Annotated in this window: 7 protein-coding genes; 5 read left to right on the top strand and 2 right to left on the bottom strand. The window is 61.9% G+C overall.

Going from position 1 to position 12,264, the window contains the following annotated elements; all coding sequences use genetic code 11:
• The 4 genes from JXA24_01180 to JXA24_01195 form a co-directional block, all read left to right on the top strand.
• The coding region (locus JXA24_01180; protein MBN1282370.1) for a hypothetical protein at nt 1–1,878 on the top strand (1,878 nt) is incomplete at its 5' end.
• Nucleotides 1,879–2,142: 264 nt separating this feature from the next.
• Nucleotides 2,143–5,418, top strand: coding sequence for a hypothetical protein (locus tag JXA24_01185; GenBank protein MBN1282371.1), 3,276 nt, complete (start codon nt 2,143–2,145; stop codon nt 5,416–5,418).
• A 112-nt stretch (nt 5,419–5,530) separates the two neighbouring features.
• Nucleotides 5,531–6,886: an MFS transporter gene (locus tag JXA24_01190; protein MBN1282372.1), complete on the top strand. Its 1,356-nt coding sequence runs from the start codon at nt 5,531–5,533 to the stop codon at nt 6,884–6,886.
• 30 nt (nt 6,887–6,916) lie between these two features.
• A complete protein-coding gene (locus JXA24_01195; GenBank protein ID MBN1282373.1) occupies nt 6,917–8,314 on the top strand; it encodes a glycosyltransferase in 1,398 nt (465 codons plus the stop codon).
• A 10-nt stretch (nt 8,315–8,324) separates the two neighbouring features.
• On the opposite strand, the gene JXA24_01200 is transcribed toward JXA24_01195, so the two are convergent.
• Together JXA24_01200 and JXA24_01205 are read right to left on the bottom strand one after the other, a co-directional pair.
• Nucleotides 8,325–9,245, bottom strand: a complete 921-nt coding sequence (locus JXA24_01200) for a mannose-1-phosphate guanylyltransferase (protein MBN1282374.1) — start codon at nt 9,243–9,245, stop codon at nt 8,325–8,327.
• A gap of 33 nt (nt 9,246–9,278) precedes the next feature.
• On the bottom strand, nt 9,279–10,940 hold the full coding sequence (locus JXA24_01205) for a hypothetical protein (protein MBN1282375.1): 1,662 nt from the start codon (nt 10,938–10,940) through the stop codon (nt 9,279–9,281).
• A 363-nt stretch (nt 10,941–11,303) separates the two neighbouring features.
• On the opposite strand from JXA24_01205, the gene ftcD reads away from it, so the two are divergent.
• Nucleotides 11,304–12,227 carry a glutamate formimidoyltransferase gene (gene ftcD / locus JXA24_01210; protein ID MBN1282376.1) on the top strand — a complete coding sequence of 308 codons (924 nt, stop codon included), beginning with the start codon at nt 11,304–11,306 and terminating at the stop codon, nt 12,225–12,227.
• The last annotated feature ends 37 nt before the right edge of the window (nt 12,228–12,264 follow it).

Here is a 12,264-nt window from a genome sequence, read left to right on the forward strand (position 1 = left end):
GTCCACTCCTCGTTCGACTCGCTCCCCTGGGTTTTTCCCTCCGCGTTCCTCGAGTTCCAGGGGCAGGGGATCGAGGTGCTCGGCAACACCTTCTCGCGCAGCCTGGATGTCGCCGGGGAAAAGATCGGGAACTTCGGCCATGTCATCGCCAACCCCGACGCCGTCATGCAGTCCATCAACAGCCTCTCGCACGAGAGCATCCCGAGCGCGGGCGACCTTCTCCGTTCGTTCCGGGATGCGATGGCGGGAGTGAGCGCAGCCCTCTTCGCCTCGAACATCGTATGGCCCGAGATCCTGAAGTTCTTCAGGCAGGACCGCAGATGGCTGTGGCTCGCGCCAGGCTTTGCGCTCTTCAACCTCGATCTGGCGACAATGCCCGGCTTCGATGGGTGGCACTTTTTGGAACACGCCTACACCTACGGGGCGGCCGCGGTCTTCCTCATGCAGATGCGCAGGGACATGACCCCAGCCCACAAGGAACACCTCAACTACGCCTCCATGGCGTTCCTCCCGGGCGCGTTCATGCTCTCGGCCGACATCGGATGCTGGCTCGCGCCGGGGCCGAACGATCCAACCTACGCGGAGCGCCTGATCCGCGCAGGCCTGCTGACGGTCGAGTCGTATTTCATGATGAAGATACTCGGCAACGTGAAGTGGCACTGGGACCATCGCGAGACCGCCGCCACGAACGTCCTCACCCTCATGAAGCAGACCTTCAGCGCGAACGCCGCGCTCCCCCTCTCCATGGTCATAGTCAACGCCTTCACCGCGCCGCTCGGAGGCTACATACAGAGGGACAAGACCCTGGACAACGTCGTGCTCATAGCGCTTCAGGGGGTCGCGACGACCGTCTGCATGCTGCCGATCACGCTCGGCATAAGCGGCGTGCTGAAGCAGACCATACCGATACTGACGAGGGCGAAGGAGGGGCTGGACGACTCGCGCGCCGCCGGCGACGGCTCGATGAAGCGCGCATACCACACGCTGGTCGGCGGCGTGAGCGCCTTCAACACGACATACGCCCACAACCGCATCTTCCGGTCCGGCTACTGGGACATAATTCCCGCCTTGTTCAGGACGCTCATGGGGTGGGACACCTTCGCGGGCCAGCTGGCCATGTCGGGCACGAACATCGTCCACGGCAACGGCGTCTCGACGAGGATGTGGCCGGAGCTGTCGGGCACCACATGGTCCCGCCAGTCGGTGAAAAAGGAGTTCGAGAACGCGACGGACAAGCGGCTGCAGATAGATCAACGGATGGCGAACAAGACCCTGAGTCCGGAGGACGCCCGATGGGAGAGGGGCATGGTCCACGCGCAGATCAGGACCTTCTTCCAGGAGGCAGCGCAGGTCATGCACCCCGCGCATCTGTTCATGTCCCACGAGGCTCTCACCGACAGGCTCATCCCCTTCTACTCGTTCACCATGGCTGCCAGGCCCCCCACATTCCCCCAGCTTCCCGACAGACACTTCCTTGCAGACTTCTATCTCATGCTCCACGGCGGCCACCCCAACGAGAGGCTCGACCTCGAAGAGTTCATTACGCTTCTGGACTACGTGAAGGCGGACGCATCGGACCCCAGCGCATACGACACGGTCAGGCCGCTGGTGCAGCTCTTGGCCCTTGCCAGGGACAACATGGACCCGGAATACCGGAAGTTGATAGAGGATTTCTTCGCGGAGAACCCCGAGGTGCCGCTCATGGTAAACGTTGAACTTGCGGAGCACCCGCCACTGCACGAGAAATACAGGCGCATCGCCAGGAAAAAGGTGCGCGGCAAGGTCAGGATGGAGTTCAAGGACTACGAGCGCCGCGTGAACGGCCACAACAGGCAGAAGCGTGCCCACGACAAGCTGGAGGGGCTGTTCCTTTTTTAGTTCCAGCCCCGAATCCAGCAGGCTGACACCCCCCCGCTGCCCTGTCACGGGCATTCAGAACTACCCATAATCCTTGACTTATTCGACGCAATTCGTATAAATTAGCGAATATAACGCGTTGCATCGCTTCAAGCTTCAAATTTTCTCTTTTGAAACAATAAGTTAAATTCCGGCTGCGCGACAGGGCGCAGCGATCTTTTTTTTCTCACTGAGGACGCAACTTTTTCTCACAACCTGCGATAAGTCTAGCGGAAGGCGGATGCGATGACTAACCTGGTTGCGCAGAGGATTCCGACTTTTTCAAACAGCCTGCTCACCGCCACATCGGTGCCGTCGTTGACCATATCCCCGACCGTATGCAACAGCGCGATCTGCCCGCTGCTGCAGAATCAGCGCCCCCCCCTCTCCGCCGGCAACTCCTCCGATCCCTTCAGGAAATCAAAGGGCGACAATCAGCTCCTTCAGTTCGAGCCCTCCTTTCGCATATCGAGAATCAACGAGAGCCTTGAAAGGGCGCGCGATGCGAGGCGCACAGGGGACGTTGATTCAGCGGTCGGCTCCTACAGGCAGGCCCTTGAAGGGCTCAGGCAGCCTTTCGACGAATCCTCAAACGACCCGATCCACAGCCTGGTCCCGGAGGGCAACGCGCTTCTGACAGAGGCGCTGATCGGCGCGACCGCGCTGACCAGCGAAGAGATCTTCGGGCTCAAGCCTTTCGCGAGCGCACAACCGGCAGCTAAAAACATCGAGGTCCTCTCCCGGCACGTGAACGATCTGGAAAAGGCCGATGCGCCCAAGACCGATCTGGCCGCGACAAAGCTCCTGCTCGCGTTCAACCTGATACAGCACGCGAGTTCCAGAAAGGTCCAGCACGATTCCCTGTTCGGCAAGGCCATCTGGATCGCCGAAGGGGCGATGAGCGACGTAGCGCCGGCCATGGACAAGGCGGAAGCGTCCGAGATACATTTTCTCGGAGGCCTGCTCGTCATAGAGGCGCTCGCGCGCAGGCTGGAGCTGGCCAATCGAAGCGGCGACATGTCGGAGATCGAGAAATTCTCAGACAGGATCGCCCTCCAGTTCAACAGACTCTACCAGATCCACTTCAGCCCCGCTTCTCCTGCCGGCCAGAGAGATGAGTTCAGGGAGGCCTACGCCGCCTACGGGGCGTTCTCCGCCGTTCTGAAGTACAAGCTCGGCCTCGGGGCACAGGCCCTCACCCGGGTCCGCTCCATAGTGTCGCCGAACTCGTTCGAAAACACCAAGGCTGCGAAGCTGCTGAGGAAACACGAATTCTTCGAGGGGTTCTTCGACGGCGCCCGATTCAAGGATGCGGGCGAAGTCAAAAACAACGCGACCGACGGCGCCTTCCTGCGAAGGCTTCAGGCCGCATTCGCCAACGCCCACACCACGAGCATCGTGAACTCCATGATCACCGGAGGAATCGGCATGGCCCTGGGCATAGCGGGCGCAGCAGCAGCCGGCCATCCTGAGTTCGGATGGGCCGCCGGCGGCCTCGGCGCCGCCATGACGGAGGGCGCCTATCAGCTCCGAAACGGCTGGAACTCGATCGAGGCCCGTGACTCGGCTGCCATCGACACCGGAAGGATCAGCCGCACTCGCACAGCATACGACGTGACGCTCTTCATGGCCAAGAGGCTCATGAGCGCGCTGATTTGGACGGTGCCTTCGTCGGCCGTGGCCGCGGGCCCGGAATTCGGAGAGACGGTCGTCAACACCCTGGCGAACGTCCCCGGGGCCTACGAGAAGGCGTTCCTCAAGCTCGTGCAGTCCCCGCAGAACCTCTTCCCGAGCCTTTTGAACGGCGACCCTGCGGAAACCGCCTATCAGATATATACGAAGGCCGCAGGGGTGATCTTCCTGGCGAACCTCCTTTCGGCGAGGGCGAGGAAATGGACGCAGATGGCCTCCTTCTTCTTCATCCCCGGCGCTGTGATGTTCTCGGCGGACATAGGCGTCGCTCTCGCGCCCCCCGAGGTGTTCGCCAACCCGATGGACGCCTGGACCGACCGCATCGTGCGCGCCACCATCGTCAGCGGCGAGATGCTCGTTATGCTGCTGACCACCGGCCTCTCGCCGCTGAAAAACACCGGCGCCGGCGAGCTCAGAAAAAGCTTCATGGCCCTTGGCAAGACCCTGATCCCGATAAAGGGCAACACAGACTACAACCTCCCCCTGGCCGCCGCCCTCGTCACCGGCCTCTCATCGCCGCTCGGCGCGATGTTCCAGGTCGGCCAGATGCCCGAGAGCTACCCCCTGATCGCGGCGCAGGGCGCCGCCATCACCGCGGGGCTCCTCGGCATCACCCTTGGCTTCAGCGGCATCCTCAAGAGGCAGATACCTCTCGGCGCGAACATCAAGAGGGCGATCAACGACGTCCGTCACGCGAGGGCCGACGAGGCGAGGCGAATCAAGGAGGGGGAAGCAATCGAGGCGAAGACCGGCATGCTCGCCTATCCCCACGAGTTCCTCCGAGGGGGGCTTTCGGCGTTCAACTCCGGCTACCTCAGAAACAGGGTGTTCAGGATACTTGGGCCCGACCTGGGCGCGTCGCTCGTCCGGCTAGTCGCGGGAGGGGGCAACTGGGATTGCAACGCCGGCCAGACCGGCATGTCCGCAACAAACGCGATCTCGGGGAACCCATACTGGGACAGCGCCTATCCAAGCGCCAGCGGGGCGCAGCCTGAGGAGCAGTCGTTCATCAGGGCGCTCGACAAGGTCATCGGGGAGCGCAAGGCCCTCATGGCGCAGGCGGCGGGAAAGAACCTCACCGAGAAGGAGCGCGGGGAACTCGACCGAAAGATCTCGGATGCGCTGAACCTGTTCAAGGACCACATCAAGAAATCGGGGCAGGTCATACATCCGCTGCACTTCTTCATGCCGTTCAAGCACCCCCTGGACAGGCTGTGGCCCCTCTACGCCTTCACTAAGCCGGTGATCCCGCCCGACTTCCCGCAGCGCCCGAACCCGTACTTCTTCGGAAGCGTCTACCAGGTCCTGACCGACAGGGAAAATCTGGGCATGGACCAGGAAAAATTCGAGGTCATCCTGGAACTGGTGCTCACCAACGTCTCGGACAGCGCCTCATACCACATCCTGAGGCCCCTGGTGAAGACGCTCCTCATGGCCAAGGAGAGCGAAACCTATGGCGACCGGATCAACTCCTTCTTCAGCGAAAATCCGCACACGCTGATAATGCTGAACATAAACCCGGACGCCGAGGAGCTCACTCCCCCGCAGAGCCCGTTGAGCAGGGTGGCGCGGTCGGAGGTCCGCGGCGCCATCGCTCAGCCGTTTGAGAAATACGAGGCGAGGGTCCGCCGCTACAGGCGGAACGAGAACTACGGCGAGCCCCACCACCTCTACGGCCTCTTCCAGGCCGAGGTCGGCGGAGAAACGATTGCTGAAGATCCGACCGCCGCAGCGCCGGAAGCGGAGGCAGCCAAGACGGAGATCCGCGAGGGTGAGCAGAGGCACAATGCCGAAGGTTCGGACAGCATCCCACCGCGCGTCAGGTTGTAGAGGCCCTGGCACAGACCAATAATTCCTTGATTTCCTGATGTATTTACGGGATAGATGACCGCCTGTCCGCAGTCGTCCGGACGACACAACCCACAGGGACAAGGAGCGAAAGATGCCCAATATCCTGTCGTTTCTTAAGGTCGCCCCCCACGCCAAACCGATAGAGGATCCCGCAAAGGTCAAAAGCCTCTATCGATACTGGCGCTGGCAGACGATCACGTCGCTCGTGATCGGCTATGCGGTCTACTACTTCGTCAGGAAGAACTTCTCGATGGCCATGCCGTCATTCCTCGACGAGCTGGGATACACAAAGACGGACCTCGGCATAGTCCTCACGCTCTTCTCAATCGTCTACGGCGTCGGCAAGTTCGCGAACGGAGTGATCGCTGATCGCGCGAACTCCCGTTACATGCTGGCATTGGGTCTTCTGGCCGCAGCGATAGTCAACATCCTCTTCGGCCTTAGCTCAGGCCTCATCGCATTCAGCATCTTCTGGATCCTCAACGGCTGGTTCCAGTCGCTGGGCATGCCCGCCTCGGTGAGGCTTCTGACCCACTGGTACAGCCCGACCGAACTCGGAACCAAATGGGGAATACAGAGCACGGCTCATCAGATCGGCGGGGCCGGGATACTCATCTTCGCGGGATGGCTCGTCTCGAACTTCGGCTGGCGATCGGCATTCTATATCCCGGCATTTATAGCGATAGTGGTGTCATTCCTTCTCATCTGGCGTCTGCGCGACACACCCCAATCCATAGGCCTGCCCCCCGTCGAGGAGTACCGGGGTGAGGCGCATCTCGCCGATCCGAACGAGGACCAGGCCAAATCGATCAAGGAAATCCTCTTCAAACACGTGCTGAACAACAGGCTCATCTGGATAATCGCCATCGCGAATATCTTCGTCTACATCGTGCGCATAGGCATCATGGACTGGGCGCCGACCTTCCTCGTGGAGGCCAGGGGCTCAACGCTGGGAGCTGCGGGGCTCAAGACCGCGGCATTCGAGCTCGCAGGCATAGGAGGCGCGATCGGCATGGGCTGGGCCTCTGATTTCTTCTTCAAGGGCCGGCGCGGCCCCCTCGCCACCGTCAGCATGTTCCTGCTCGCAGGCTCGATAGCGCTTCTGTGGCTCATACCGAACAGCAGCCACATTCTGGAGGCGGCGGTCTTGATAGCTGCAGGCGTGCTCGTCTACGGACCGCAGCTCCTCGTGCCGGTCGCAGCCGCTGATTTCGCATCCAAGAAGGCTGCGGCCACGGCCACCGGGCTCACGGGGGCGTTCGGCTATATCGGCAGCGCCCTGGCCGGCGTTGGCACCGGTCTGATAGCGGACCGCTGGGGCTGGAACGGCGGATTCATCTTCTTCATAATAGCTTCGATCCTGGGCGGGTTCTGTTTCATGCTGACATGGAAGCACAGGGCGCCTCAGCTCGATAAATACCACAACAGCAGGAAGAAGAAATCCTAGAGCTTTGCGCTGAAACGAAAGGCACATGCGATGGACGGCAAAAACCTACAAAGAGAATTCCTGCAGTCGAAGCGCTCCCATATCCTGATGGTCACCAACCACGGGACCCACACGTGGGAGGTGCGTTCGGGGCTCACCGACACCGGCGGGCAGAACCAGTACGTGCGCTCGCTCTCCGACGCGCTCGTGGCGCTCGGATACAGGGTCACCACCTACAACCGCGGCGGCTACCCCGACCCCATGAGCGGCGAGATTCTCACCGGAGCCCGCTACAGGGACTCGCACTCGCGGATCGTCTATCTCGAGGGCGGAGGTGGGGCCTTCATCCGCAAGGAGGACCTGACCCGAGAGATCCTCTCCGATGAGGTCGAGTTCGCAAAAAGGCTCGCCGACCGGGAGAGGCTCCCGGTCGACCTCATCATATCCCACTACTGGGACGGGGCGCTGCTGGCCTGCATCCTGAAGGAGGAGAGCGGCCTCAAGGCGAAGCACATCTGGGTGCCCCATTCGCTGGGGACGCTCAAGCGCCTCAACTTCATGGACAAGCCGCCCGAGGTGGTGGCCCCTCTCCGGTTCGACGAGCGCATCGCATTCGAGAAAGAGGTCATGAAAGCGGCCGATGCGGTCGCCTCGACCTCCGGCGACATCTCGAGACACTCCGAGAAGAGCTACGGCCGCAGGCCGGAGCTGTTCCTGCCGCCGTGCATAGACACCTCGGCGATCCGCCCCCTGGATGAGGGCGCCGACCTGGGCCGCATCTACGAGTTCCTGAAGGAGACGGACCCCGCGACGGGCCGCAAGGCCTCCGGCCGCAGATGCGTCCTCGAGATGAGCCGCACAGACCGGACCAAGCGCAAGGACATCGTCCTCAAGGCGTTCGCCGAGGCGCGCAGGGACAACCCGGACGCGCTGCTCCTGCTCAGGATCAACCGGAAGGCGAACGATCTCTTCGCCGAGCTGGACTCCCTCGCCCGCGAGCTCGGGGTGCGCGACGACGTGGTCTATGTGGGCATGGTGCCGGACGACCTGATGGCGCAGCTCTTCGCGATATCCACGGTCTACCTGTCGCCCTCGGAGATGGAGGGGTTCGGGATGTCGGTCCAGGAGGCAGCCGCCTGCAGAAAGGCGACGATATCGTCCACCCTCATCCCCTTCGCGGTCGAGTATCTGGCAAAGGACGGCAGAGACGAGATCGTGAAGACGCGCGGGGGCGATGTGAAGATCCGCTGGGGCAAGGGGGGCGTGATCGTCCCGGCCGGGGCCGCAGACGGGTTCGCCCACGCGCTGAAGGCGCTGCTGGCGGACGCCGGGCGGCGCGAATCGATCGCAGCGGCCGCCTACGACATCACCATCCCCTACTTCACGTGGGACAATATGACGCGGATGCTTTTGTCAGGCGTCGGGATGAAAGCCGCCCGCCCGGACTGAGCCTCGATTGTCACTTTATCTTTTCCTTCAGATAACCCTGGACCTCGAGCGGGAGCGTTATCTTGAATCGAGCGGCCATCTCGGCGAGGCTCTGCCATGTGCCTATGTCGGACCAGCTCACGGGGAACGGGAACACGGCGACGTTTTTCGCCTTCTCCATCACGCCGTAGTCTATCGATATGCCCTGAACCTCGTCGAAGAACCTGTTCACCCAGCCCTGATCGGCCCCTCCCCTCGGATCGAGCTTGAGCGTGGAGAGCTGCTCCGCCATCTGCGGCAGGTGCTCCCTCACCGCGCCGAGCAGGGCGTCGGCCTTCCACACGAACATGCCGCTGTTCCAGAGGTAGTGGCCCGTGGCTATGTAGCGCTCCGCGGTCGGCACGTCAGGCTTCTCCACGAACTCTTTGACCATGCGGGCCTCAGAGCCTTGGATCGCATCGCCCTCGTGGATATAGCCGTACTCGGGCGAGGGGAAGGTCGGCGGTATCCCGAAGGTGACGAGGTGCCTGCCGTCCGCCGCAAAGGCAGCGGCCTTCTCGAACGCCGATATCGCGCCTGCGTAATCGGGTATGTAGTGATCGGCAGGGGTGAAGACAGTCACCGCATTCGAGTCGCGCCTGTGGATGAGGCTCGAGGCGAGCGCGATCGCGGGGGCGGTGTTCTTCTTCTTCGGTTCGCCGATCACGTTCTCAGGCGGGATCTCGGGGAGCTGCTCGGCCACGAGCGCCCTGTACCTGTCGTTGGTCGCCACGAAGCACCTGGAGCCGGGCACGAACCCCGAGACCCGATCGAACGTCTGCTGGATCATGGTCCGCCTGTTGTCGATGACGTTGAGAAACTGCTTGGGCCTCTCGGGCGTGCTGTAGGGCACGAACCGCGTCCCCTCCCCTCCGGCCAGGATTATCGCGTAGACATTCGGCATGACCCTCATATCCCCTCCCTTGAAGGCCCCGCGCAGGGGCGGTTACGATGCTGCCGCTGAGGTCTCGATCATCACGTTCCGGCCAGACAACCCTCTTATCGCAAAATCTCCCATGGCCGCCGGCACCATGAACGACTGTCCCTTCCTGAATTCGCCCTGGAGCGTGCTGTCTGATTTTCTGACTACCGACACCGCGCCCTCTATCACAGTGTAGCCCCTGAACACGCCGCCCTCGCCCTCGAACACCTCGCCCCTGGTCATGCGGAGGCGCTCACCCCTTGCGAACGGCTCGTCGAACAGCCTCTCGGCCATCTGGACGTTGTCGCCTGATGATGCCACGGGCTCCGGCATCCTGCGGAGCGCGGAGACCGCGGCCGGCCCCCTCGGCCCGTCCCAGATGGTCGCAGCCATGGCCTGGTCCACGTGGAGCTGCCTCGGCCTCCCCATGTCGTCCACCCTGCCGTAGTCGAAGACGCGGTAGGTGGTCTCCGAGGTCTCCTGAGGCTCCACGAGAAGGACGCCGGCGCCTATGGCGTGTATCGTGCCGGCGGGGATGAAGAACACGTCGCCCGCGCAGACAGGAACGAAGTTGAGGAATCGCGTCACGTCGTCCCCTGAATTGAGCGCAGCGGCAAACCGCTCCTTCGTCACGCCCTCCTTGAGCCCCAGATAGAGGCCTGCGCCCTCCTCCGCATCGACGATGATCCACGCCTCCGTCTTGGAGTGCTCGCCGGGGGCCATGCCCTTGAAGCCGGAACGGGGATGCACCTGGACCGAGAGGTTCTTCGCGAGCATCCGCCTGTGAAGGTCCCGGAGTTCAGCCGCCTGCGGGATATCGCCCTTGATCTCCCTCTCGAGCGCGAGCATCCCCTGGTGGATATCGTCGTAATTTCTGCCGCCGAGTTCCTGAAGGGACGAGGTCGCCCCGACCGCGCCCCTCCACGCGCCGGACTTCGGCATATCATCGAGCTCCCCGAGTATCTTCATGAACTCGGGGATGTATTCGGACCAGCTGCCGGAGTTGAGCAGTTTGACGAGAAACGGCATGGAGGTGATCTCGTTCGACGGCGCGAGAGGCCCGTAGAGGTTTCTCGAGAACATCGCCGCTAGCTGTGCCACCTCCACGGTGGTCCTCTTCCCCGCGTATTCGACGGCGAAGCTGTTCGGAAATCTGGGATGACCGGATATCTCCCACGACTCGCCCACGACAAGGCCCTTCGCCCAGATGCGAAGCCCCATCTTCATCTGCGGGATGATGGTGCCCCCCCAGGGCGTCCTCTCCTCAGGGGTGAAGTTGTCGGGCGAGGGGACGAGCACCCCCCTGGTCATCTCGAAGAGCTTCTTCGCGAGAGGCCTGCCCATGAGCGAGGCGTAATAGGGCTCTCCCGCGGCGGCCCGGCGCACCATCTCCATCCAGCTGAACCCATCCTCGCCGCCGGTGATCGCGTCCTCGAGCAGGTCGAGCTCCTTCTCCGGCGTCGCGGTCCTGTCCAGGAGCGCGGGGAATCGCTTTCTCAGCCTGGCGTCGTCGCCCGATCCGCCCCCTGAAGGCGGGGATCCCCTCCCCCCTCCGGACACGCTGCCGGCGCCCGACCCCCCGCCGAATCGCGCAAAAGCTGAAATGGCGCAGATGGTGCTCGCGGAGAACTCCGACTCTCTGCCACAGCGCGCGACCGCTGAGAACGAATCAAACGATGGATCCATGACGCCCACCTTTATGCCATTCAATGATGGCCCAAGCAGTTGGCTCTGGATTGGCGTGTTGCCGCCTATGGTGAAGTTCATCGTGGAGCGCATTTGACCTCCCTCTGTGAACTACTGTCGTCGATAAACTCGAAGGCCTGTGCACAAACCGAACATGATCCATATTCATATTTATGCGTAATTTCAAGGATTTTTACTGTACCTTAAAGTTCTTTCTAGATATCCGAAACTTAAAGCAGTCCATGCCTAAACAGACCTAACCTTCCCATGATTCAATGATTTTATGATTCAGATTCGATAAAACCCGCCTGTCTTGCCCTTCAGCGGGTTTTCACCTATAAGGCTCGGGACTCCGGAGGAGCGGTGAAGCTCATCGAGTGCGTGCCCAATTTCAGCGAGGGCCGGGACAAAGCGAAGATAGAGGCCATCTCCTCGGCCATCAGATCCGTGCAAGAGATCTCGCTCATGGACGTGGACCCCGGCGAAGGGACAAACCGCACGGTCTACACCTTCGCAGGGCCTCCGGAGGCCTTGCTCGAGGCTGCGTTCAGATCGATCGAGAAAGGCGTCGAGCTCATCGACATGCGCCTCCAACACGGGGCGCACCCGAGGATCGGGGCATGCGACGTGTGCCCCTTCGTGCCGCTCCTCAACGCTACCATGCAGGAGTGCGTCGAGCTCGCGAAGAAGCTGGGCTGGCGCGTGGGCAACGAACTCGGAATACCTGTGTATCTCTACGCAGAGGCGGCGGCGAGGTCTGAGCGAAAGAGGCTCCCTGACATCCGCAGGGGCGAGTACGAGGGGCTTAAGGAAAAACTGAAAGACCCGAAGTGGAGACCAGATTTCGGGCCCTGCGAGTTCAACGCGAGATCTGGCGCCACAGCTGTCGGCGCACGCAGGGTACTGGTCGCCTTCAACGTGAACCTGGACACCGACGACGCGGGCATAGCGAAGAGGATCGCCGCGGAGATCAGGTCGTCCGGCAGCGGTTCCCGCCGCTTCGAGTCGCTCGAGGCGCGCGGCTGGTTCATCCCCGAGTACGGCCGCGCGCAGGTGACCACAAACATCCTCGACATCGATGCAGCGCCGCTGGCCGCGGTCTTCGCGGCGTGCAGCGAACTCGCAGCTGAGTTCGGCGCGAGCGTTACCGGGAGCGAGATAGTGGGCATGGTCCCTGAACGAGCGCTCGCTGATATCGATCGCCTTGGCCTGAACGATGTGTCTTTGTTCGATCCTGCGCAAAAGATCCTGGAGAGGGCGCTTGGCATTCCACCCCTTAAGCTGTAAATTATTGTTTTTTATATATAATTTGACTAGGAGGGGC

This window comes from Pseudomonadota bacterium (genome assembly GCA_016927275.1).
GTDB lineage: Bacteria > UBA10199 > UBA10199 > 2-02-FULL-44-16 > JAAZCA01 > JAFGMW01.

Coding starts and splice junctions, on each gene's coding strand:
- JXA24_01195 (MBN1282373.1), top strand. CDS start 6,917: ATGGACGGCAAAAACCTACAAAGAGAATTCCTGCAGTCGAAGCGCTCC.
- JXA24_01200 (MBN1282374.1), bottom strand. CDS start 9,245: ATGAGGGTCATGCCGAATGTCTACGCGATAATCCTGGCCGGAGGGGAG.
- JXA24_01190 (MBN1282372.1), top strand. CDS start 5,531: ATGCCCAATATCCTGTCGTTTCTTAAGGTCGCCCCCCACGCCAAACCG.
- JXA24_01185 (MBN1282371.1), top strand. CDS start 2,143: ATGACTAACCTGGTTGCGCAGAGGATTCCGACTTTTTCAAACAGCCTG.
- JXA24_01205 (MBN1282375.1), bottom strand. CDS start 10,940: ATGGATCCATCGTTTGATTCGTTCTCAGCGGTCGCGCGCTGTGGCAGA.